This window comes from Burkholderia humptydooensis, from assembly GCF_001513745.1.
In the GTDB taxonomy this organism is placed as follows: Bacteria; Pseudomonadota; Gammaproteobacteria; order Burkholderiales; family Burkholderiaceae; genus Burkholderia; species Burkholderia humptydooensis.
Map to the genome: position 1 here is coordinate 3262798 of NZ_CP013380.1, position 23723 is coordinate 3286520.

At 67.6% G+C, this 23723-nt stretch carries 21 protein-coding genes; 11 read left to right on the forward strand and 10 right to left on the reverse strand.

All coding sequences use genetic code 11. From position 1 onward, the window contains the following. Window positions 1–11 precede the first annotated feature (11 nt). A complete protein-coding gene (gene dut / locus AQ610_RS14590) occupies window positions 12–458 on the forward strand; it encodes a dUTP diphosphatase (protein ID WP_006024813.1) in 447 nt (148 codons plus the stop codon). Window positions 459–541: 83 nt separating this feature from the next. Here dut and AQ610_RS14595 read toward each other — a convergent pair whose 3' ends face one another. From AQ610_RS14595 to clpS, 5 genes are all read right to left on the reverse strand, one after another. Then, a complete protein-coding gene (locus AQ610_RS14595) occupies window positions 542–1345 on the reverse strand; it encodes a COG4705 family protein (protein WP_006024812.1) in 804 nt (267 codons plus the stop codon). A 135-nt stretch (window positions 1346–1480) separates the two neighbouring features. Then, the gene (locus AQ610_RS14600; protein ID WP_006024811.1) at window positions 1481–2215 is read right to left on the reverse strand and encodes a hypothetical protein; all 735 of its coding nucleotides are present in this window, start codon (window positions 2213–2215) and stop codon (window positions 1481–1483) included. Beyond that, window positions 2212–3603, reverse strand: coding sequence for an amino acid permease (locus AQ610_RS14605; RefSeq protein WP_015601623.1), 1392 nt, complete (start codon window positions 3601–3603; stop codon window positions 2212–2214). The genes AQ610_RS14600 and AQ610_RS14605 overlap by 4 nt, the downstream gene beginning before the upstream one ends. A gap of 99 nt (window positions 3604–3702) precedes the next feature. Beyond that, window positions 3703–6003 (reverse strand): ATP-dependent Clp protease ATP-binding subunit ClpA, encoded by a 2301-nt coding sequence (gene clpA / locus AQ610_RS14610; RefSeq protein ID WP_006024809.1) that lies wholly within the window; start codon window positions 6001–6003, stop codon window positions 3703–3705. Next, window positions 6000–6314, reverse strand: a complete 315-nt coding sequence (clpS, locus tag AQ610_RS14615; RefSeq protein WP_006024808.1) for an ATP-dependent Clp protease adapter ClpS — start codon at window positions 6312–6314, stop codon at window positions 6000–6002. The genes clpA and clpS overlap by 4 nt, the downstream gene beginning before the upstream one ends. A gap of 529 nt (window positions 6315–6843) precedes the next feature. On the opposite strand from clpS, the gene AQ610_RS14620 reads away from it, so the two are divergent. Further along, window positions 6844–7047, forward strand: coding sequence for a cold-shock protein (locus AQ610_RS14620; RefSeq protein ID WP_004196460.1), 204 nt, complete (start codon window positions 6844–6846; stop codon window positions 7045–7047). A gap of 123 nt (window positions 7048–7170) precedes the next feature. Here AQ610_RS14620 and AQ610_RS14625 read toward each other — a convergent pair whose 3' ends face one another. Further along, on the reverse strand, window positions 7171–8769 hold the full coding sequence (locus AQ610_RS14625; RefSeq protein WP_043282172.1) for a multicopper oxidase family protein: 1599 nt from the start codon (window positions 8767–8769) through the stop codon (window positions 7171–7173). 170 nt (window positions 8770–8939) lie between these two features. Then, window positions 8940–10199, reverse strand: a complete 1260-nt coding sequence (icd, locus tag AQ610_RS14630) for an NADP-dependent isocitrate dehydrogenase (RefSeq protein ID WP_006024806.1) — start codon at window positions 10197–10199, stop codon at window positions 8940–8942. Window positions 10200–10463: 264 nt separating this feature from the next. Here icd and AQ610_RS14635 point away from each other — a divergent pair, with 264 nt between their 5' ends. The 6 genes from AQ610_RS14635 (at window position 10464) to AQ610_RS31860 (ending at window position 16933) form a co-directional block, all read left to right on the forward strand. Continuing rightward, entirely contained in the window at window positions 10464–11042 is a 579-nt protein-coding gene (locus AQ610_RS14635; protein WP_006024805.1) for a pseudouridine synthase, read from the forward strand. Window positions 11043–11302: 260 nt separating this feature from the next. Further along, window positions 11303–11518 carry a hypothetical protein gene (locus AQ610_RS33680; RefSeq protein ID WP_080594897.1) on the forward strand — a complete coding sequence of 72 codons (216 nt, stop codon included), beginning with the start codon at window positions 11303–11305 and terminating at the stop codon, window positions 11516–11518. A 192-nt stretch (window positions 11519–11710) separates the two neighbouring features. Next, window positions 11711–12220, forward strand: coding sequence for a DUF192 domain-containing protein (locus AQ610_RS14640; RefSeq protein ID WP_043282056.1), 510 nt, complete (start codon window positions 11711–11713; stop codon window positions 12218–12220). Between the two features lie 274 nt (window positions 12221–12494). Continuing rightward, window positions 12495–14609, forward strand: coding sequence for an elongation factor G (gene fusA, locus AQ610_RS14645; RefSeq protein ID WP_006024803.1), 2115 nt, complete (start codon window positions 12495–12497; stop codon window positions 14607–14609). A gap of 260 nt (window positions 14610–14869) precedes the next feature. Beyond that, window positions 14870–15337, forward strand: a complete 468-nt coding sequence (locus AQ610_RS14650) for a hypothetical protein (protein ID WP_156436727.1) — start codon at window positions 14870–14872, stop codon at window positions 15335–15337. Between the two features lie 84 nt (window positions 15338–15421). Continuing rightward, window positions 15422–16933, forward strand: a complete 1512-nt coding sequence (locus AQ610_RS31860) for a hypothetical protein (protein ID WP_063893528.1) — start codon at window positions 15422–15424, stop codon at window positions 16931–16933. Between the two features lie 27 nt (window positions 16934–16960). On the opposite strand, the gene AQ610_RS14660 is transcribed toward AQ610_RS31860, so the two are convergent. Both AQ610_RS14660 and AQ610_RS14665 read right to left on the reverse strand, forming a co-directional pair. Beyond that, window positions 16961–17188, reverse strand: a complete 228-nt coding sequence (locus AQ610_RS14660; protein ID WP_156521402.1) for a hypothetical protein — start codon at window positions 17186–17188, stop codon at window positions 16961–16963. A 168-nt stretch (window positions 17189–17356) separates the two neighbouring features. Beyond that, window positions 17357–18202: an aldo/keto reductase gene (locus AQ610_RS14665; RefSeq protein WP_006024798.1), complete on the reverse strand. Its 846-nt coding sequence runs from the start codon at window positions 18200–18202 to the stop codon at window positions 17357–17359. Between the two features lie 167 nt (window positions 18203–18369). Here AQ610_RS14665 and AQ610_RS14670 point away from each other — a divergent pair, with 167 nt between their 5' ends. After that, on the forward strand, window positions 18370–19116 hold the full coding sequence (locus tag AQ610_RS14670; RefSeq protein ID WP_004185897.1) for a GntR family transcriptional regulator: 747 nt from the start codon (window positions 18370–18372) through the stop codon (window positions 19114–19116). Between the two features lie 14 nt (window positions 19117–19130). Here the strand turns inward: AQ610_RS14670 and AQ610_RS14675 are convergent, their stop codons facing one another. After that, window positions 19131–20552, reverse strand: a complete 1422-nt coding sequence (locus AQ610_RS14675) for a CoA transferase (RefSeq protein WP_006024797.1) — start codon at window positions 20550–20552, stop codon at window positions 19131–19133. 164 nt (window positions 20553–20716) lie between these two features. Between AQ610_RS14675 and AQ610_RS14680 the strand changes: the two genes are divergently transcribed. Further along, on the forward strand, window positions 20717–22060 hold the full coding sequence (locus tag AQ610_RS14680; protein ID WP_043282170.1) for a citrate/2-methylcitrate synthase: 1344 nt from the start codon (window positions 20717–20719) through the stop codon (window positions 22058–22060). A gap of 220 nt (window positions 22061–22280) precedes the next feature. Then, on the forward strand, window positions 22281–23717 hold the full coding sequence (mdtD, locus tag AQ610_RS14685) for a multidrug transporter subunit MdtD (RefSeq protein ID WP_009911484.1): 1437 nt from the start codon (window positions 22281–22283) through the stop codon (window positions 23715–23717). Window positions 23718–23723 lie beyond the last annotated feature (6 nt).

Here is a 23723-nt window from a genome sequence, read left to right on the forward strand (position 1 = left end):
ACTTTCGCCGCATGAAACTCGATCTGAAGATTCTCGACGCGCGCATGCGCGACTACCTGCCGAAATACGCGACGACGGGCAGCGCGGGCCTCGACCTGCGCGCGTGCCTCGACGCGCCCGTCACGCTGAAGCCGGGCGACACGGCGCTCGTGCCGACGGGCCTCGCGATCCATCTCGCCGATCCCGGCCATGCGGCGCTGATCCTGCCGCGCTCGGGCCTCGGCCACAAGCACGGCATCGTGCTCGGCAACCTCGTCGGCCTCATCGATTCGGACTACCAGGGCGAGCTGATGATCTCGACGTGGAACCGCGGCCAGACCGAGTTCGTGCTGAACCCGTTCGAGCGCCTCGCGCAGCTCGTGATCGTGCCGGTCGTGCAGGCGACGTTCAACGTCGTCGACGACTTCGCGCAAAGCGAGCGCGGCGCGGGCGGCTTCGGCAGCACCGGCCGCCACTGACCGGCCGCGTGCGGGGCCTCGCCTGGTCCGGCTGCCCCGCACGCTCGCCCGCCGCCTCATTCCCGTTTCCGTCGGGCCGCCGCTCAATCCTCGAGCGCGGCGCGTTCCTCCCAGCCGACGCGCGGCTGCCGCGCCACGTTCGCCGCCCGCTCCCGCTTCTGCCGCTTCGCTTCGCCGGCGCTCGCATAAATCACGAGCGCGATCAGCACGCCCGCGAGAATCGCCGACGAGCCGACGGTGCCGAAGCCGAGTCCGCCCTTCGCGACGGGCTTCGTCAACAGATCGCCGACCGTCGCGCCGAACGGCCGCGTGAGCACGAACGCCGCCCAGAACAGGAACACCTTCGACACGTTCGTGAAGTACGCGGCAAGCACGATCACCGCGAGCAGGCCGCCGATCAGGAACGCGCCGCCCGCGAAGCCGAGGCCCGAGCTGTCGGCGAGAAAATCGCCGAGCGCAGTGCCGAGCGTGTTCGAGAACAGAATCGCGATCCAGTAGAGCACCTCGACCTTGCGCGTGCGAATCTCGGTCACGGCGAGCGATTCGCCCTGCAGGCGCCACACCGCGAAGATCGTCAGCAGGATCGCGATGAGGATGCCCGAGCCCGCCGCATAGCCGAGGCCGAGCGAGCGGTCCATGAAGTCGGACATCGTCGTGCCGGCCGTGCTCGTCGCGACGATCACCGCCCAGTAGATCGCCGGGCGGTAGCGCGTCGTCGCGAGCTGCGCGGCGAGCGTGACGATGAAGAACGAGAACAGGATCAGCGAGCTGTACGCGTAGCCGACGTCGAGCGTCATCGACAGCAGATCGCCACCGGTTTCACCGAGCGTCGTCGCGCAGATCTTCATTACCCAGAATGCGAGCGTGATCGCAGGGAGTTTGTTCATGCGAGCCTCTCGAAGGAATTCGGAACAGTTCATTCGCCGCAATGCGGCACGAGACCCGAATGCTAGAGAACGGTCGCTTAAGAGAGTGTTAACCCGCATGCGCGGTGCGCGAACATGCCGGTTCCAGCATGCGCGTTATTGCTGCCTGCGCAGGATTCCCTCAGGATTCGCGCCCAGGATGAAACAATCACGCGCCGACACGACAAGATAGTCGCCGAGACGCCGCACGTCGAGATCGCACACGCCGTCCGACGCCGGCATGCGCGACAGCTTCGCTTCGTCACCCGACACGGGCCGCATCCGCAGCAGCATCTCGACGCGCGACTGCGCGCCGCCCGCGCCGCCGCCTGCAAACGAATAGCTGATGCGATCGCCGTGCACGATGAGCCGACGCGCGCCCGCGCTGCTGCGCCAGCGGCCGTCCCACGCGGACGGCGGCGCGGGTTTCGTCGCCTGCCGCAGATGCGAGCGCACGAGCCATCCGGACGTCTCGGCGCCCGCGCCGTCGATGTACGTCGCATGCACCATCCCGCCCTGCCACATATCGCCTTCCGCCGTTTCGCTGACGACGACCTCGCGCCCCTTCGCGACGTAATGGCCGCTGTTCGTGAAGTGGAACGACGCGCCTTGCGCATCTGGCTCGCGCGTGAAGAACGGAGTCTTCGGCGCCTGCACGCTCGCGAGCCAGGGTGTCGTGTCGAGGGGCGGAACAGCGGAGCTGCTCGACGCCGCGAACGCCGCGCCAAACGGGCCGGCGAGCGCGCCCAGCGCAGCCAGCACCGTGCGCTTCTTCATGCGCACGAGCCTGCTCGCCCGCGCGGCCGTCGCGGGGGCGACATCGGATGCGTCGCTCGTCTTTCTCGTCGTCATGCTGTCTCTCGCCAGATGTGCCGCGCGCGGTAATGCAGCCGATAGGCGAGCGTCAGCAGCACGATGAACGCAACGCCGACCATCATCGTCATTCTGAACTCGCGCGTGAACGCAGTCGTCACGAGCACCGCGCCGACGAGCGCCACGCCCGCCAGGCTGCCCGCCGGATGCAGCCACATGCGAAACGCGGGTGCGGGGCCACGATAGCGTGCGCGAAAGCACAGATGCGTGACGAAGATCATCAACCACGTGAACAACGCGCCGAACATCGCGATCGCCATCAGCAGCGTGAACGCGGTCTCCGGATACAGCGCGACCAGCACGGCCGCTACCGCGACGCCGCTCGACGACACGACGAGCGCCGCCAGCGGCACGCCGTTCGCGCCGACGCGCCCGAACATCGCGGGCGCGAGCCGCGCGCGCGACAGGCTGAACATCATCCGCGTCGTCACGTACAACTGGCTGTTCATCGCGGACAGCGCGGCGACGAGCACGACGAAATTGATGACGCCCGCCGCATACGGCACGTGTGTCGCGGCCATCACCTTGACGAACGGGCTTTCGTCGGTGCCGGCCTGCGTCCACGGCACGATCGCGAGCATCAGCGCGAGCGTGAGCAGATAGAACAGCACGAGGCGGAACACGGTCGATCGAAACGCGCGCGACACCGCGCGCTGCGGATCGCGCGCCTCGCCCGCCGCGATCGCGACCGTTTCGATGCTCATATAGCTGAAAATCGCGACGATCACCGCGACCCACGCGCCCGAGAAGCCTTTCGGGAAGAAGCCGCCGTGCGCCGAATAATTCGCGAATCCGATGCCGGACGACGCGGGCGCCGTTGCGACAAAGTACGCGCCGAGCGCGATGAACATGACGATCGCGGCGATCTTCAGCATCGAGAACACGTATTCGACGACGCCGTAGAGCGTGACGCTCGTCATGTTGACCACGATCAGCGCGGCCGAAAAGCCGACGACCCAATACCAGCCGGGCACGCCCGGATACCAGTACTTCATGAAGACGGCGATCGCACTCACCTCGGTGCCGACCGCGAACACGACGGCCGACCAGTATGCATAGCGGACGAGAAATCCCGCGAGCGGGCCGACGTAGTGCTCGGCATACGCGCCGAACGACCCGGACGTCGGATGCGCGACGGTCATCTCCGCGAGCGCGCCCATCAGCAGCAGCGCGATCAGCGCGCCGATCGCATATGACACCAGCACGCCCGGCCCCGCTAGCCCGATCGCGAAGCCGCTGCCCAGAAAGAGGCCTGTTCCGATCGCGCCTCCGATCGCGATCATCGCCATCTGAGCCGACGAGAGCCCGCGCCGCAGGCCCTTCTCGCGTTCGACGATCAAGTCGAACGTCCGTTGTTGTTGTGTCAAACCAGACTCCTGCTTCCGTACCTATTATCTGCCGCAAATAAAGCGAAACGGCGCGGAAGACTTCCCGCGCCGTTCATGCGAAACGTTTTGAACCTGCGATTATTCGACTTCGACCGCCTCTTCGTTCGGCTTGCTGGGCGGCGTCGCCGTCTTGTCGAACGACAGCAGCACCTTGTCGTCCTCGTCGACGTCGACCGTCACGTGGCCGCCGTTCACGAGCTTGCCGAACAGCAGCTCGTCGGCGAGCGCGCGCCGGATCGTGTCCTGGATCAGCCGCTGCATCGGCCGCGCGCCCATCAGCGGGTCGAAGCCGTGCTTCGCGAGATGCTTGCGCAACGCGTCGGTGAAGAGCGCGTCGACCTTCTTCTCGTGCAGTTGCTCCTCGAGCTGGATCAGGAACTTGTCGACCACGCGCATGATGATTTCCTCATCGAGCGCACGGAAGCTGATCGTCGCATCGAGCCGGTTGCGGAACTCGGGCGTGAACAGGCGCTTGATGTCCGCCATCTCGTCGCCCACTTCGCGCCGCGTCGTGAAGCCGATCGTCGCCTTCTGCATCGACTCCGCGCCCGCGTTCGTCGTCATGATGATGATGACGTTGCGGAAATCCGCCTTGCGGCCGTTGTTGTCCGTCAGCGTGCCGTGATCCATCACCTGCAGCAGCACGTTGAAGATGTCCGGATGCGCCTTCTCGATCTCGTCGAGCAGCAGTACGCAGTGCGGCTTCTTCGTGACCGCCTCGGTCAGCAACCCGCCCTGGTCGAACCCGACGTATCCGGGCGGCGCGCCGATCAGGCGGCTCACCGCGTGACGCTCCATGTATTCCGACATGTCGAAGCGAATCAGCTCGATGCCGAGCGTAAACGCGAGCTGGCGCGCCACTTCGGTCTTGCCGACGCCCGTCGGGCCGGAGAACAGGAACGCGCCGATCGGCTTGTCGAGCTTGCCGAGTCCCGCGCGCGCCATCTTGATCGCGGACGCGAGCGCGTCGATCGCCGGGTCCTGGCCGAACACGACGCTCTTCAGGTCGCGGTCGAGCGTCTGCAGCTTGCTGCGGTCGTCCTGCGACACGCTCTGCGGCGGGATGCGCGCGATCTTCGAGATGATTTCCTCGATCTCGCTCTTGCCGATCGTCTTCTTCTGCTTCGACTTCGGCAGCACGCGCTGCGCGGCGCCCGCCTCGTCGATCACGTCGATCGCCTTGTCGGGCAGATGACGATCGGTGATGAAGCGCGCCGACAGTTCGGCCGCGGCCGACAGCGCGCCCGACGAATACTTGACGCCGTGATGCTCCTCGAAGCGAGATTTCAGGCCGCGCAGGATCGCGACCGTCTGCTCGACGCTCGGCTCGGTCACGTCGATCTTCTGGAAGCGCCGCGACAGCGCCGCATCCTTTTCGAAGATGCCGCGATATTCGGTGAACGTCGTCGCTCCAATGCACTTGAGCGTGCCCGACGACAGCGCCGGCTTCAGCAGGTTCGACGCGTCGAGCGTGCCGCCCGACGCGGCGCCCGCGCCGATCAGCGTGTGGATCTCGTCGATGAAGAGAATCGCGTGCGGACGCTCCTTCAGCTCCTTCAACACCGTCTTCAGACGCTGCTCGAAATCGCCACGGTACTTCGTGCCCGCGAGCAGCGCGCCCATGTCGAGCGAATACACCTGCGCGTTCGCGAGGATGTCGGGCACCTCGCCGCGCGTGATGCGATACGCGAGGCCCTCGGCGATCGCCGTCTTGCCGACGCCCGCCTCGCCGACGAGCAGCGGATTGTTCTTGCGGCGGCGGCAGAGCACCTGCACGACGCGCTCGACCTCGGACTCGCGCCCGATGAGCGGATCGATGCGGCCGTCCTTCGCCATCTGGTTCAGGTTCTGCGTGAACTGCGCGAGCGGCGTTTCCTTCTGCGTGCTCGCGTCCTCGCCTTCCGCGTTCGCGTCGGCGGGCTTCGCGGATTCGCTGCTGCTCGTCTTCGCGATGCCGTGCGAAATGAAGTTGACGACGTCGAGGCGCGTCACGCCCTGCTGTTGCAGATAGTAGACGGCGTGCGAATCCTTCTCGCCGAAGATCGCGACGAGCACGTTCGCGCCCGTGACTTCCTTCTTGCCGTTCGAGGTCGACTGCACGTGCATGATCGCGCGCTGGATCACGCGCTGAAAGCCGAGCGTCGGCTGCGTGTCGACGTCGTCGGTGCCGGGAACGGTCGGCGTGTTGTCGTGGATGAAGTTGCGCAGGTTCTGCCGCAGATCCTCGATGTTCGCCGCGCACGCGCGCAACACCTCGGCTGCCGTCGGATTATCCAGCAGGGCCAACAAAAGATGCTCGACCGTAATGAACTCATGCCGCGCCTGGCGCGCTTCCATGAACGCCATGTGCAGGCTGACTTCCAATTCCTGGGCAATCATGCTTCCTCCATCACGCACTGCAGCGGATGCCCGGCCTGCCGCGCATGGGTAACGACTTGCTCGACTTTGGTCGACGCGATGTCTCGCGTATAGACCCCACAAACCCCCCGCCCTTCGCGATGCACCTTCAGCATAATCTGTGTGGCCGTCTCGCGATCTTTCCTGAAATACTCCTGCACGATCATCACCACGAATTCCATTGGCGTGAAGTCGTCGTTCAGGAGCACCACCTTGTACATCGAAGGCGGCTTGAGCTTCTGTTCCTTGCGTTCCAGGACGGTGCTGTCCTGCTTGTCCGGGATAATCGCCATACACCCATTCTAAACAACTCGGACAGGCCCGCAATCCTGTCATTAACCGACTGACCAGCCGGCGCCCTCCCCGGCTCCCGACGTGCGGCAGCGTCCCTCTCACATCGAACGGGAGCCGGCTGCGGGGCCGGCTCCCGTTCGATGTGCAAGCATGCGGCATGCCACCCGCGCACCATGCATGGATCGAGTATCCCACAACGCGCACGACCTCGAACGCGCGTCACTCGAGCCTGGTATGTGCGACGATTATGCGACTTTTCAAGCCCCCTCGCTCGCTCCGATGCTGCAAAGCAAAGCGGGATAAACCCTGAAAATGGGTTCTTTACAACGTCCCCGTATACGTCTAAAAATTTTCTTGACACTCAATTAAAGAGCGCCAACAATCAAGCTGGCACTTTTTTCAATTTGTCTTTGACAAATGAAAGAGGCCGAGGTGAGCTTGTGAGGGGGGAACGGCTGCGTATGCAGGTCGTTTAGCTTTTCGAGCGTGCTCGTTGTAAGTAGCGACTGTGTGACAGGGGAAGTAGGTATGGCAACTGGTATTGTCAAATGGTTCAATGACGCGAAGGGCTTCGGTTTCATCACGCCCGACGAAGGCGGCGAAGATCTGTTTGCACATTTCTCGGCGATCAACATGCAGGGCTTCAAGACCCTGAAGGAAGGCCAAAAGGTCAGCTTCGAGGTAGTGCAAGGCCCGAAGGGTAAGCAAGCGTCGAACATCCAAGCTGCTTGAGGGCCGTCTGGATCAGAAATGAAAACCCGGCTTCCAGCCGGGTTTTTTTCGCCCGCCCGCGCAGCGCCCGAGCGTCGCAGCGAGCACGCGCATGCGCTCGCCCTCCCTTGGCCGCCGCCCATTTCAAACGACTTTCAGCGTTCCCATCATCCCGAGATCCTCGTGCTCGAGGATGTGGCAGTGGAACATCCGCTCGCCGCGCTCCGTCTGTGTCGTGACAATCCGCACACGCTCGCCCTTCCGAACGTTCACCGTGTCGCGCCACGCGCGATAAGGCTCGGGCATCGTCTTTCCGTCGAGCTCGCGCTCGACGACCTGGAATTGCGTGCCGTGCAGATGGAACGGATGGTCCATGTCGGTTTCGTTGCGAATCGTCCACGATTCGACGTCGCCGCGCCGGCTCGTCAACGTCGCGCGATGCGGCTCGAACGTCGTGCCGTTCACCATGAAGCGCATGCCGGCCGGTCGGCCCCGCGCGTCCGCGCGCATCATCGCGGCCATGTCCATCTGCTCGCCGAACACGACTTCCTTGCGCGCAACCGGCTCGCCGAGCGCGGGCACCGCGCGCAGCCGATCGGGCAACGCGCGCGGAGCGGCGGGCTCGAATGCGACGTCGGCAAGCGGCAGCGCGGGATCGGGCGGCAGGCTGCCGTGCGCGGCATCCGACATCGCCATCTTGCCGCGCTCGTACTCGAGCGCCATCAGCGCCGCGCGCGACGCACGGTCGCCCGCGCGCACGACGAGCTCGGCGCGCTCGCCCGGCGCGAGCAACAGCGACGTCACGTCGCGCGGCGCGTCGAACAGGCCGCCGTCGGTGCCGACGTGCGCGAACGCGCGCCCGTCGTCGAACGCAATGCGCAGATAGCGCGCGCTGCATGCATTCCATACGCGCCAGCGCTCGTCGCCAGTGAGCGAAATGCGCGGCCGCCGCGCACCGTTGACGAGCACGAACTGACCTTGGCGACCGTTCATCCAGTCCATCATGTCGTTCGGCGCAATCGCGCCGTCGCGCGCCAGCTTCAGGTCGGACACGAACAGATGCCGCTCGGGCCAGCCGGCGAGCGGGTCGTCGGCCGCGCGCACGACGAACGGCCCCGCGAGCCCGCGAAATACCTGCTCGGCTGTCGCCATGTGCGGATGCGGGTGATACCAGTACGTGCCCGCGCTCCCCTTCGGCAGCGTGAAGCGATAGACGCGCGTCGCGCCCGGCGCGACGAGATCGGACGGATTGCCGTCCTGGTCGGGCGGCACGGGCAAACCGTGCCAGTGGATCGTCGACGGCTGCGGCAGCCGGTTGACGAAGCGGATCTCGACCGTATCGCCTTCGCGCACGTCGATGAGCGGGCCGACCGCGGGCCCGTGCGCGCCCGCGCCGAACTGCCAGAACGTCGTCGCTGCGACGCCCGGCAAGAGCGCGCGCGCAACGGGCTGCGCGACGAGCGTCGCGCGGAACGCGCCCGGCTCGCGGCTCTCGTTCGCGAGCACGCGCAGCGCGGCGAGCGGCGCGCCCGCGGGCAGCGCGTCGGCGGCCGCGAGCGCGGCCGGCGCCGCCGGCTTGCCGTGCCGCGCGCGAGCCGGCGCGGGCGACATGTCCGGCATGTCGTCCATCCCCTCCATGCCTTTCATGCCATCCATCGCGTGGCCCGCGGCGAACGCGCCGCGCGCAAAGAGCGACGCCGCGGCGGCCGCGAGCGCGCTTGAGAGAAAGTGTCTGCGCAACATCGATCGATTCATCCCTGTGTCGCCGAAACGGAAATTCCGACGATACACCAGTCGGCGCGCGCACTGCGCGCCGCTTTGCTGACAACGCGCACGCGCCGCACCAAAACGAAACACCCCGGCGGGCACGCGGCCCGCCGGGGTGTCGCTCGACATCGGCTACACCGACGCGCTTACTGCATGTTTTCGATCAGCACCTGACCGAAACCCGAGCACGACACTTGCGTCGCGCCTTCCATCAGGCGCGCGAAGTCGTACGTGACGCGCTTCTGCTGGATCGACTTTTCCATCGCGGCAATGATGACGTCGGCCGCTTCGGTCCAGCCGAGGTGGCGCAGCATCATTTCGGCCGACAGGATTTCCGAACCCGGGTTCACGTAATCCTTGCCCGCGTACTTCGGCGCCGTGCCGTGCGTGGCTTCGAACATCGCGACCGAATCCGACAGGTTCGCGCCCGGCGCGATGCCGATGCCGCCGACTTGCGCGGCGAGCGCATCCGAGATGTAGTCGCCGTTCAGGTTCAGCGTCGCGATCACGTCGTACTCGGCCGGACGCAGCAGGATCTGCTGCAGGAACGCGTCGGCGATCGAATCCTTGATCACGATCTCGCCGCCCGTCTTCGGGTTCTTGACGCGCATCCACGGGCCGCCGTCGATCAGCTCGGCGCCGAATTCCTTCTGCGCGAGCGCGTAGCCGGCGTCACGGAACAGGCCTTCCGTGAACTTCATGATGTTGCCCTTGTGCACGAGCGTGACCGACTTGCGGTTGTTGTCGATCGCGTACTGGATCGCCTTGCGCACGAGACGCTCGGTGCCTTCCGTCGACACGGGCTTGATGCCGATGCCCGACGTTTCCGGGAAGCGGATCTTCTTCACGCCCATCTCGTCCTGCAGGAACTTGATGAGCTTCTTCGCCTGCTCGGATTCGGCAGCCCATTCGATGCCGGCGTAGATGTCTTCCGAGTTCTCGCGGAAGATCACCATGTCGGTCTTTTCCGGCGCGCGCACCGGCGACGGCACGCCCTTGAAGTACTGGACCGGGCGCAGGCAGACGTACAGGTCGAGATCCTGGCGCAGCGCGACGTTCAGCGAGCGGATGCCGCCGCCGACCGGGGTCGTGAGCGGCCCCTTGATCGACACGACGTATTCCTTCAGCACCTGCAGCGTCTCTTCCGGCAGCCACACGTCCGGGCCGTAGATCTTCGTCGCCTTCTCGCCGGCGTAGATCTCCATCCAGTGGATCTTCTTCTTGCCGCCATACGCCTTCTCGACCGCCGCGTCGACGACCTTGATCATCACCGGCGTGATGTCGAAGCCCGTGCCGTCGCCCTCGATGTAAGGGATGATCGGCTGATCGGAAACGTTGAGCGAGAAATCCTTGTTGACGGTGATCTTGTCACCGCCTTCCGGGACCTTGATGTGCTGATACGGCATGATCGACTCCAGTGATATGGCTGGGCTGGTGGGTATCTGGTTGTGCGCGGCCGGGCGCGCGCGGCGCCGGCCCTGCGTCCGCGACGGCGAGCCGCTATTCTAGCGCTCTCGCGGCGCAAGGCGGCGCGAATCCGGTGCGCGGGACTCGCGCAAGTCTTATATAAGACAAAAGACTTGCCGTTCCGTATTATGCATTAAGATTCCGCCATTTGCCATAGAACGCGGCCCGCGTCGCGCCGCCCGTCCCCTCGCGAGCCTTGCCTCATGCGCCTCATCGCCCTCAACAAGCCGTTCGGCACGATCTGCCAGTTCTCCCCGCACGAAACCCGCGCGTCGCTCGGCGACTGGGTGAAGACGCCCGATGTCTACCCGGCGGGCCGCCTCGACGCCGACAGCGAGGGGCTGCTTCTGCTCACCGACGACGGCGCGCTGCAGGCGAAGATCGCCGAGCCGCGCCACAAGCTCGTCAAACGCTACTGGGCGCAGGTCGAGGGCGCGCCGGACGCGGCCGCGCTCGCGGCGCTCGAGCGCGGCGTCGATCTCGGCGACTACGTGAGCCGCCCGTGCCGCGCGCGCTTCGTCACGCCGCCCGAGACGCTCTGGCCGCGCAACCCGCCGGTCCGCTACCGCGCGGCGATCCCGACGACCTGGATCGAGCTCGAGATCGCCGAGGGCAAGAACCGCCAGGTGCGGCGAATGACCGCGGCCGTCGGTTTCCCGACGCTGCGTCTCATCCGCGTCGGCATCGGCGCGCTCGACGTGTTCGCGCTCGGCCTGTCGCCCGGCGAGACCCGCGAGTTGCCGCCGCGCGCGCCGTGGGAGCGCGCAAAGCGGCCCGGATGACAATCCAGTGGCGCGTTTCATCACACGTCAACCGACTGCGAACCCGACGCGTTAAACCACGCAGATGCCACTCCCAGCTATCCGGCATTGGCGTCCGAACCGCGCTCCCGTCGCTCGAGCGACACCCCGCGAACCGGCCGCCCGCAGCGCGAAGAGATTTTTCTCGATGCGTCTGTCAACCGAAAGGTGGATGGCACGTTAGACGACATGACTCCTATGCCGGGTCATTTGGTTAATTAACTAAAGCTGAGGAACACAACATGAACAAACTGATCGCCGCTCTGGTCGCTGGTCTCTTCGCAACGGCTGCTTTCGCGCAAGCTTCGGCTCCGGCCGCTGCTTCGGCTCCGGCTGAGAAGGCTGAAGCTGCTTCGGCACCGGCTAAGAAGGCCCACAAGAAGCACCACGCCAAGAAGCATGCGAAGAAGGCGAAGGAAGCCAGCGCCGCTGAAGCCCCGGCTGCCGCTTCGAACTAAGTAAGCAATTTGTAAAACGCAGTCAAGAACAAGCTGTTGCCGTTCTTACGGCGTTACAAGGCAGATCACCGCGAGGCGATCTGCCTTTTTCTTTGCGTCGCCGTTTGCCCGCCTCGCGCCGCGCCCGATGTGCGCGCGACGCCGCGCTTCGCGTACCATGCGGGTCTCGAATTCCCGATAGGAGCCCTAGCCGTGCGATTTTCCCCGCGCCCTTCACTCGCCCGACTCGTGCGAGCCGCCGTCCTTCCGGTCGCGCTCGCGCTCGCCGCGGGCGGCATGCATGCCGCGTCCGCGCAAACCGCGCAGTTGCCGCCCGGCGCGAAGCAGCCGGGCGAATTCCCGCGCGTGAAGCTGCGCGCCGGCATGTACGTGATCGATGCGGCCGTCGCGGCGAACGACGCCGATCGCGAGCAGGGTCTCATGTACCGTTCGCAGCTCGCGCCGAACGAAGGGATGCTGTTCGTGTTCAACGAGAACGCCGTCCATTGCTTCTGGATGAAGAACACGCTGATCCCGCTGTCGATCGCGTTCATCCGCGCGGACGGCACGATCACCGACATCGACGAGATGAAGGCCGAGACGACCGACAATCACTGTCCGCGCAACAACGGCGTCTATGCGCTCGAGATGAGCAAAGGCTGGTTCGCCGCGAAGGGCGTCAAGCCCGGAATGAGGATCGACGGGCTGCCGAAGCCGCAGTGACGCACCGCGCGGGCGATCGATGCACGCTGCCCGCCCCGCTCGCCTCCGTCCGACAAGCCGGCCGCGCGCCGGCTTTTTTTGCGCGCCGTTTTCGTGCGCGGCCGGCGCGACGGAACGAGCCGAACACGCCCGCCACGGTGCAGGACTTGATTGCCGATCCATCGCCCGCATCTGCAAAAGCCTCGAGCAAGCGCTATCCTTTAAGTCTCGAAAGAGCGACGGCGCCGGCCGCACCGGCCGGGCCGTTTTCGTCCAGAACCATCAGGAGGTTCACGTGCCCCGCAAAACCCCCATCGAGCGCTATCGCAATATCGGGATCAGCGCTCACATCGACGCCGGCAAGACCACGACGACCGAGCGCATCCTCTTTTATACCGGCGTGAGCCACAAGATCGGCGAGGTTCACGACGGCGCGGCCACGATGGACTGGATGGAACAGGAGCAGGAGCGCGGCATCACGATCACGTCCGCGGCGACGACCGCGTTCTGGAAAGGCATGGCCGGCAATTATCCGGAGCATCGGATCAACATCATCGATACCCCTGGCCACGTCGACTTCACGATTGAAGTAGAACGCTCGATGCGCGTGCTCGACGGCGCGTGCATGGTCTACGACTCGGTGGGCGGCGTGCAGCCGCAGTCCGAAACGGTGTGGCGCCAGGCGAACAAGTACAAGGTGCCGCGCATCGCGTTCGTCAACAAGATGGACCGCGTCGGCGCCGATTTCTTCCGCGTGCAGCGGCAGATCGGCGAGCGCCTGAAGGGGGTTGCCGTGCCGATCCAGATCCCGGTCGGCGCGGAAGAGCACTTCCAGGGCGTCGTCGACCTCGTGAAGATGAAGGCCATCGTCTGGGACGACGAGAGCCAGGGCGTGAAGTTCACGTACGAGGACATCCCGGCGAACCTCGTCGACATCGCGCACGAGTGGCGCGAGAAGATGGTCGAGGCCGCCGCCGAAGCCAGCGAGGAACTGCTCGAGAAGTACCTGACCGATCACAACTCGCTCACCGAGGACGAGATCAAGGCCGCGCTGCGCAAGCGCACGATCGCCAACGAGATCGTGCCGATGCTCTGCGGCAGCGCGTTCAAGAACAAGGGCGTGCAGGCGATGCTCGACGCGGTGATCGACTATCTGCCGTCGCCCGCCGATGTGCCCGCGATCCTCGGCCACACGCTCGACGACCAGCAGGCGGAACGTCATCCGAGCGACGACGAGCCGTTCTCCGCGCTCGCGTTCAAGATCATGACCGACCCGTTCGTCGGCCAGTTGATCTTCTTCCGCGTGTACTCGGGCGTCGTCGAATCGGGCGATACGCTGCTCAACGCGACGAAGGACAAGAAGGAGCGGCTCGGCCGGATCCTGCAGATGCACGCGAACGAGCGCAAGGAAATCAAGGAGGTGCGCGCGGGCGACATCGCGGCCGCGGTCGGTCTGAAGGAAGCGACGACGGGCGACACGCTGTGCGATCCCGCGAAGCCGATCATCCTCGAGAAGATGGAATTCCCCGAGCCCGTGATCTCGCAGGCGGTCGAGCCGAAGACGAAGGCCGACCAGGAAAAGATGGGGCTCGCGCTGAACCGTCTCGCGCAGGAGGACCCGTCGTTCCGCGTGCAGACCGACGAGGAATCCGGCCAGACGATCATCTCCGGGATGGGCGAGCTGCACCTCGAAATCATCGTCGACCGGATGAAGCGCGAATTCGGCGTCGAGGCGACGGTCGGCAAGCCGCAGGTCGCGTATCGCGAGACGGTGCGCACGGTGGCCGACGACGTCGAGGGCAAGTTCGTCAAGCAGTCGGGCGGCCGCGGCCAGTACGGCCACGCGGTGATCAAGCTCGAGCCGAACCCCGGCAAGGGCTACGAGTTCCTCGACGAGATCAAGGGCGGCGTGATTCCGCGCGAGTTCATCCCGGCGGTCAACAAGGGCATCGAGGAGACGCTCAAGAGCGGCGTGCTCGCGGGCTACCCCGTCGTCGACGTGAAGGTGCATCTGACGTTCGGCTCGTATCACGACGTCGACTCGAACGAAAACGCGTTCCGCATGGCCGGCTCGATGGCGTTCAAGGAAGCGATGCGCCGCGCGAAGCCGGTGCTGCTCGAGCCGATGATGGCGGTCGAGGTCGAGACGCCCGAGGACTTCATGGGCAACGTGATGGGCGACCTGTCGAGCCGGCGCGGCATCGTGCAGGGGATGGAGGACATCGCGGGCGGCGGCGGCAAGCTCGTGCGCGCCGAAGTGCCGCTTGCCGAGATGTTCGGCTATTCGACGTCGCTGCGCTCAGCGACGCAAGGCCGCGCGACCTATACGATGGAGTTCAAGCACTACGCGGAAACGCCGTCGAACGTGTCGGAAGCGGTCATCAACGCGAAGCAGGTCGGGCGCGGCTGAACGGCGCGGCATCCGATGCCGCGCGGCCCGCGGCGCCGCCCGATCGATGAAAGCGAGCCCGTCCGGAAACGGACGGGCTTTTTTGCTGTGCGCATCGCCCGGACATCGGCGAAGCCACGGCGAGGCGTTCGCGGCCGCCGCGTCATGACGATCGGCTTCGCCGTCACGCTCGGCATCGCGCGGACCGCGTGCTCGCTGCGCGAGCGTTTCGCCACGTTTCACGACATCGGCGGCACGCTTGGCGCACCGAGTCCGCAGCGTTGCCGCTCGTGCCGGCGCGCATGCGCGCCTCACGGCTTCGTCGCACGCCGGCTGCGTCCGCCGTTCCTGCTCGTCAGGACGAGCAGGCGCATGTCTGCGGTCGGCAGGCTGCCCGGCCGAGTTTCAATACTGAAACCAAAATCGGCACGCTTGCGATGTTCGCCAAGCAGGCGAGTCATGGGCAGCCGCGCATCAGGGTCCGGCTGTTTCCCCGCGCCGTTCACGGCCGGCTGACGCTGATCGACTCGATGGACGACGTGCCGACCTTCCTCCTGACGTTTCATTTCAGAAACGAAACCGCTTCACCGATGTTTCAGCGCTGCGCTAGCAACGCACTCACGCCTTGCACGACGGGCGCGCGCGGCCAATGGCACGGTTATCGCAAAGAAGGGCTCGCACGGCGGGCCCGCGTACCGATCGACGTTGCCGACTGGTCACGCGCCAGTTCGAAGACGATCGTCGACTGAAACGGCAACGCATCGTTTGGCCCCTGGGCAACACGCGCATAAAGCCGCACGGCAATAGGAACTGCGCGCTTTGGGAGGCCAATGATGCACAAAATGAAACAACCGCTCCACGCGGCGGGACGATGCTATCGCGCGACCTTGCTGGCTGCGGCCGCATTCGCGTGCTGCTGCGGCTCGTATGCTGTCGCGCAAGAAACCACGCCCACGGGGCCGAGCGCCGTGCAGTCGCGCGACGAAGCGCCATCGTCCGCGCCGTTGCCAGTCGCGCAGAACGCGATGCCGGCCGGCACGCCGGACGGGTCCGCCGATGCGGACGTCACGATGCCGCTCGCGGAAGTTGCGTCGCCGTGCTCTGCCGATCCGCTCCCGTGCGGATCCGAGTTCCATCTCGCCGGCGGCGTGGGGGGCAACGGAGAAAGCGGAATCGGAAGCGGCGGCAGCGCGGGCAGCGGCCATGGAAGCGGCGGCAGCGGAGACGGCGGGAATGCCGCCGTCGGGCCTGCGGGGATCGGCGCCGGCGGGACGACGGGTTCGACCTCTGGCGGCGCGAACGGCACGGGTCGCGGCAACGGCAACTCCGCCGGCAATGCATCGGGCAGCGCGAGCTCCGGCGGCGGGACGTCGGGCCACGGCAGTTCGGGGGGCGGTGCTTCGGGCGGTGGCACTTCGGGCGGTGGCACTTCGGGCGGTGGTGCTTCGGGCGGTGGTGCTTCGGGCGGTGGTGCTTCGGGTGGTGGTGCTTCGGGTGGTGGTGCTTCGGGTGGTGGTGCTTCGGGTGGCGGTGCTTCGGGCGGCGGCACTTCCGGCGGCGGTACTTCCGGTGGCGGCACTTCCGGCGGCGGTACTTCCGGCGGCGGTACTTCCGGTGGCGGCACTTCCGGCGGCGGCACTTCCGGCGGCGGTACTTCCGGTGGCGGTACTTCCGGTGGCGGTACTTCCGGCGGCGGCACTTCCTCCGGCGGCGGTACTTCCGGTGGCGGCACTTCCGGCGGCGGTACTTCCGGCGGCGGTACTTCCGGCGGCGGCACTTCCGGCGGCGGCACTTCCGGCGGCGGCACTTCCGGCGGCGGCACTTCCGGCGGCGGCACTTCCGGCGGCGGCACTTCCGGCGGCGGCACTTCCGGCGGCGGCACTTCCGGCGGCGGCACTTCCGGCGGCGGCACTTCCGGCGGCGGTACTTCCGGTGGCGGGCATTCCGGCGGCGGCACCAGTGGCGGCACCAGTGGCGGCAACGGCGGTGGCAATAGCGGCGGCCACGGTAACGGTAGCGGAAATGGTGGCGGCACCAGTGGCGGTAATGGCGGCGGCAATGGCGGTGGTCACGGCAACGGAAGCGGCGGCAGCAACGGCGACGGTAACGGAGGCCATGGCAACGGCGGCGGACACGGAAACGGAAACGGCAGTGGTGGCGGAGGCAACGGTGGCGCCAACGGTGTTGGCAATGGCAATGGCGGCAGCAACGGCGGCCACGGTAACGGCAATGGTGGCGGCACCAGTGGCGGCAATGGCGGTGGTCACGGCAACGGAAACGGCGGCAGCAATGGCGGCGGTAACGGAGGCCATGGCAACGGCGGCGGACACGGAAACGGTCGGTGACCCAGCGCGCCGAGCGGCATCGCCGAATCACAGCATGTCGAGCGCGTCTGCTGCGCGGCGCACGGAAGCACGCGTCGAGCTGCGCGCGCTCGCATCGCTCGACACAAGATCGAACGCTGCGCGGTTTTCGTGCACGTGATCGATCCGTGCCGCGTAACACACCACAACCGCGCCAAGCTCGACACGCTCTGTCCAAGCGCCGCGCATCAACGCCGCATCGCGCAATCGCGGAACCTCATCGAGCGGCGAACGCATCGGCAGGCGCGTGTGATCGACAGAGCTATGGCGCATCGCCGGCATCCGGCGCGCGGCGAGCGATGGCAGCGGATCGAATTGCGATTCGCGCGACGCGCCGCCCGCAGGTCGCGCAAGCAAGCCGCTCGCCCGAACCGGCCGCCTTGCCTTGCCGCAGCGCGCGCGGCGCTACAGCATGTCGAGCGGCCGCTTGCCGCGCGGCGGCTTGAACTGCGCGTCGAGCCGCGCGAGCTCGCCTTCGTCGAGCACGAGATCGAGCGCCGCGCGATTGTCGCGCACGTGCTCGACGCTGCCCGCCTTCGGAATAGCCAGCACGTTCGGCTGCCCGAGCACCCATGCGAGCGCGACGCGCGGCGGCGACACGCCGCGCTGGCGTGCGATCTCATCGAGCGCCGTGCGCTTCGGCAACCGCATGTGATCGATCGGGCTGTACGCCATCGCCGGCATCGCGCGTTGCGCGAGCCACGGCAGCAAATCGAACTCCGGGCCGCGACGCACGAGATTGTAGAGAATCTGGTTCGTCGCGCAGGCGTCGCCGCCCGCTTCGGCGACGAGTTCCTCCATGTCGTCGACGTCGAAATTGCTGACGCCCCAGTGGCGAATCTTGCCCGCGTCGCGCAGCGCCTCGAAGCCCGCGACCGTCTCCGCGAGCGGAACCGGGCCGCGCCAGTGCAGCAGATACAGATCGACGCGATCGGTGCGCAAGCGCTTCAGCGTCGCCTCGCACGCGGCGGCGACGCCAGCGCGGCTCGCATGCTGCGGCAGCACCTTGCTCACGACGAACAGCCGGTCGCGCACGCCGGCGAGCGCTTCGCCGACGAGCGTCTCGGTCGCGCCGTCGCCGTACATCTCCGCGGTATCGATGAGCGTCATGCCGAGATCGACGCCCTCGCGCAGCGCGGCGATCTCGGCCGCGCGCTTCGCGGGCCACTCGCCCATTTCCCAGGTGCCCTGCCCGAGCTTCGGTATGCGTTCGCCGCCGGGCAGCGCGACGGTTTCGAGCCTGCTGGTCATATCGCTCCTCGTCACGTGTGCGGGCGCGGCACGCGCTGCGTGCGGCCCGCGGGTGTTTCGTCAGTGTAACGATTCGACGCGCGCCGGACAGCATGGCGCGCAAAACCCGGCTATAACCGCGGCGCGCGATGTCTTAGAATGGCCGCACTGTTTTCTACATCCACTCCATGAAGCCATCGACGGAAGACCGCTGGTCCGACCTGCGCCCCGACCCCGACAACGACACGCCGCTCTATCTGCAACTCGCCCGCAAGCTGGGCGACGCGATCCACGACAACCGCTGGGCCGCGGGCGAAGCGCTGCCTTCGGAACGGCTGCTCGCGGAATCGCTCGGCGTGTCGCGAATCACCGCGCGCAAGGCGATCGCGCTCCTCGTCGAGCAAGGGCTCATCCGGCGCACGCAAGGCGCGGGCAACTTCATTCAGCCGCGCTACGAGGATCCGCTGTCGCGACTGTCGAGCTTCAGCGAGATGCTCAAGCGCCGCGGCTTCACGCCGAGCTCGACGTGGCTGTCGCGCGACATCCAGCCCGCGAATCGTGACGAGGTGATCCAGCTCGGGCTGTCGCCCGCCGCGTCGGTCACGCGCCTGAAGCGCCTGCGGCTCGCGGACGGCATCGTGATGGCCGTCGAGAACTCGACGTTTCCCGCAACGATCGTTCCCGATCCGCAGGCGATCGGCGATTCGCTGTACAGCTATCTCGAGCAGCGCGGCACGCCGATCGTGCGCGCGCTGCAGCACTTCCGCGCGGTCAACGCGACCGACGAGATCGCGCGGCAGATGGGCATCGCGCCGCACGACGCGCTCCTTCTGATCACGCGGATCGGCTTCACGCACGATCAGCGCGCGATCGAGCTGACCGACACATACTGTCGAAACGATTACTACGATTTCGTCGTCGAACTGCGCAAGTAGGCGGCAAGCGCGCGTCACGGCAGCCAGCGCGGCGCATCGCGGCCGAATGGCGCGGGGCCGCACGAAAAGCGCGGCGGCGTCGCCGACAGCGTCTCCGCATGCCGCACGCCGCGCACCGCGCCGAACGGCGACGCGAGCGCGTCGTCGAGGCAGTCCCGCACGTCGTCGAGCGTCGTGTCGGGCACGCGCTCGCCACCTTCGACAATGCCGAACGATTGCAGCCAGCGCCCCGTCTGCGCGAGCGACACGCGCACGTGCCAGCTTCCGCCTTCGCGCGCGCGACGCGCGAGCGCCGTCATCGCGCCGAACGCGGCGAGATAGCCGGTTGCGTGATCGAGCGCCTGACACGGCAGATGCCGCGGCGCGCGCCCGCCCGCTGCCCGCCGCTCGACCCACGCGATGCCGCTCGCCGACTGCACGAGGCTGTCGAAGCCGCGACGCGACGCCCACGGCCCGTCATAGCCGTATGCGCACACCGATACGCAGACGATGCCCGGATGCCGCCGCGCGAGATCATGCGCGCCGAAGCCGCGTGCGTCCAGCGCGCCGGGCCGGTACGACTGCACGAACACGTCGGCTTGCGAGGCAAGCGCATCGAGCGTCGCGCTACCCTGCGCGTCGCGCAGATCGACGAACGCCGCACGCTTGCCGCGGCCGTTGTCGATCGCGAACGCGGGAATGTTCGGCAGATGCGGGCTCGTGACGACGAGCGTCTGCGCACCATGCGCGGCGAGCGTGCGCGCCGCGACCGGCCCCGCGATGATCCGCGTCAGATCGAGCACGCGCACGCCGGAAAGCGGCTGCCCGGCCGCATGCGGGCCCTCGTCCGCCCCCTCGTCCGCCCCGATCGGCCGCGGCGGCGCATCGCCGGTTCGCTCGATCTCGACGAGCGGCCGGCGCGCGAGCGCGCGCGCGTGCTCGTGCGCCTGCCATTCTTCCGGAGACCGAATCAGTGCCGCACACAGGCCCGCATCGGCGAGCGCCGCTTCCAGCGCGTCGCCGTCCCAGCCGCGCACCGCCGCCGCCACCTGCGCGCGCTCTTCGCCGCAACCGAGCACGTCGAGCGCGCCTCGCAGGTGATGCGGGAAATTCGCATGCAACTGAATCCACCGCGCGTCGCGCGTCTCGTAGAAGCCGGTGACGGGATGCCTCGGCTCGGGCGGCGCGCGACCGTCGACGCGCAGATACCGCTCGCTGCGAAACGCCGCGAGCGCGTGCCGCACCGATACGCGAACCCGCTGCGCGCGAGCCGTCCGCACACGATCGCATTCGGCGGCGGCGAGCCCCGCCGCCGCGATCGACGCCGCAGCAAGCGTGCCGATTCGATGAACCGACGGCAGGCACGGATCGCCGCCGTCGAGATCGACGCGTTCGAGCGCGGCCGGGTCGCCGCCCGCGAGATGCCACAGATGCGTCAATGCGTGCCGGGGAGTCATCGCATCGGCCTCGCCGTGGTGAACATTGAAACGAGTCTAGAATGGCGCGCGGACGCATTCAATCCCGATTGCGAGCCTCCGTGCTCGACGAACGGCCGCCGCGCGAGCGTCGCGCGCGCATCGCCCCGATCGTCCGTCCGCCCTTCGACCGAGGAACCGCCGCCATGTCCCGCTTGAGCGCGAACGAAGCCGCGCAACTGCTCGGCGTCAGCGTGCCGACCCTCTACGCGTATGTGAGCCGCGGCCTGCTGCGCTCGCGCGCCGACGGCGCGAGCAGGCGCCGCTATTACGACGCCGACGAGGTTCGCCTGCTCGCGCGCCGCCGCGCGGACGCGAAGCGCGCGGGGAACGTCGCGGAGCGCACGCTCGATTGGGGCGTGCCCGTCCTCGAATCGCGCATCACGCAGATCGCAAACGGCACGCTGCGGTATCGCGGCCGCGATGCGATCGCGCTCGCGACGGCGGCGACGCTCGAAGAGACCGCCGCGCTGCTGTGGGAGTGCCCGCCCGCGCGCTTGCAAGCGGCGCCCGGCGTCGGCCCGTCGTTCGATACGGCGCGCTGGCTCGGCGCGCTCGATCCGTGGCGCGATCGGCCGCCGCTCGAGCGCGCGCTCGCGCTGCTGCCCGTCGCCGCGCCCGCGACGCTGTCCGATGCCGCCTGCGTTTCGCCGTCGGCCGACGATGCGCCGCCGCGTGACGCATCGCCCGACATGCCGGCTCCCGCCGCTGCTCCCGCCGCCAACGCCAACGCCACCGCCGACGCCGACGTCCGACGCCGCGACGCCCAGCTCGACGAAGCCGCCGTGCTGCTGCGCGTCGCGACGGCCGCGCTCGCGGCGCGCGCGCCGTGCGCCGAGCCCGTGCATCGGCAGTTCGCCGCCGCATGGCAACTGACGGACCCGCGCGACGCCGAGCTGCTGCGGATCGCGCTCGTGCTCTGTGCCGATCACGAGCTCAATCCGTCGACGTTCGCCGTGCGCTGCATCGCGTCGACGGGCGCGCCGCTGTTCGGCGCGATCGCGGGCGGCCTCGCCGCGCTGTCCGGACCGCGCCACGGCGGCGAGACGCGGCGCGTCGCGGCGCTCCTCGACGGCGCCGCGCACGCGCGCGATCTCGACCGCTACGTCGCCGCGCGGATCGCCGCGTACGAACGCGAGCCGGACGCGCGCACGCGGCTGCCGGGCTTCGGCCATCCGCTGTATCCGGACGGCGACCCGCGCGCGACGCTGCTCGTCGACGCACTCGCCGCCCGCGCGAACCCGAACGCCGCGCTCGACGGCGCGCTGTCGCTCGTCGACGCGGCGCAAGCCGCGCTCGGCGACAAGCCGACGATCGATTTCGCGCTCGTCGCGCTCGAGCGCACGCTCGCGCTGCCGCCGGGCGCCGCGTTCGCGCTGTTCGCCGCCGGGCGCGTCGCCGGCTGGATCGCGCATGCGCTCGAGCAGCGCGCCGACGGCAAGCTGATCCGGCCGCGCGCGCGTTACGTCGGCGTCGACCAGGCGGCCTGAGCGCGCCAGACGGCCGCCGGGTCCGGATAGCCGGGTACGCAGGTGCGGTTTTCGCGCATGGCCTGCTCCGCTCGTGAAAGTCCTTCGATATCCCGATGATTCATCGCGATGCGCGCGCCTCGCCCCATGCACGCCTGCGCGCGCCGCTCGCTGCACGCATCGCCGGCTTTCCCTACAATGTCGGCTGCCCGCCCGAACGCGCCCGCAGCGCCCCGCTTTCATGCTCCAAGCTCCGCCCGCCGCCCCGAGCGAGAAATCGCTGACCGTCATGCTGTGGCTCGTCGCCACCGGTTTCTTCATGCAGACGCTCGATGCGACGATCGTCAACACCGCGCTGCCGTCGATGGCCGCGAGCCTCGGCGAATCGCCGCTCAGGATGCAGTCGGTCGTGATCGCGTACTCGCTGACGATGGCCGTGATGATCCCCGTGTCCGGCTGGCTCGCCGATACGCTCGGCACGCGCCGCGTGTTCTTCAGCGCGATCCTAGTCTTCACGCTCGGCTCGCTCCTGTGCGCGAACGCGCACACGCTGCCGCTCCTCGTCGCGTTCCGTGTGATCCAGGGCATCGGCGGCGCGATGCTGCTGCCCGTCGGGCGGCTCGCGGTGCTGCGCACGTTCCCCGCCGAGCGCTATCTGCCCGCGCTGTCGTTCGTCGCGATTCCGGGCCTGATCGGCCCGCTGATCGGGCCGACGCTCGGCGGCTGGCTCGTGAAGATCGCATCGTGGCACTGGATCTTCCTGATCAACGTGCCCGTCGGCATCGCGGGCTGCATCGCGACGTTCTATTCGATGCCCGACGCGCGCAACCCGGCCGCGGGCCGCTTCGACCTGAAAGGCTACCTGCTGCTCACGATCGGGATGATCGCGATCTCGCTGTCGCTCGACGGCCTCGCCGATCTCGGCATGCAGCACGCGATGGTGCTCGTGCTACTGATCCTGAGCCTCGCGTGCTTCGTCGCGTACGGCCTGTACGCGGTGCGCGCGCCGCAGCCGATCTTCTCGCTCGAGCTCTTCAGGATCCACACGTTCAGCGTCGGCCTGCTCGGCAACCTGTTCGCGCGGATCGGCAGCGGCGCGATGCCGTATCTGATCCCGCTGCTGCTGCAGGTGAGCCTCGGCTACGACGCGTTCGAGGCGGGCCTGATGATGCTGCCCGTCGCGGCCGCGGGGATGTTCTCGAAGCGGATCATCACGGTGCTCATCACGCGCCACGGCTACCGCCAAGTGCTGCTCGCGAACACGATCATGGTCGGGCTGATGATGGCGAGCTTCGCGCTGATGAGCGACGCGATGCCGGCATGGCTCAAGATCGCGCAGCTCGCCCTCTTCGGCGGCTTCAACTCGATGCAGTTCACCGCGATGAACACGCTCACGCTGAAGGACCTCGGCACGGGCGGCGCGAGCGGCGGCAACAGCCTGTTCTCGCTCGTGCAGATGCTGTCGATGAGTCTCGGCGTGACGGTCGCGGGCGCGCTCCTCGCGACCTTCACTGGCATGATGCGAAGCGTCACGCCGACGCACACGCTGCCCGCGTTCCATGCGACGTTCGTGTGCGTCGGCCTCATCACCGCCGCGTCCGCGTGGATCTTCGCGCAGTTGTCGCCAGACGTGCGCGGCGCCGCGCGGCGCAAGACCGATCCGTCCGAGCGCGCGTGACGCGGG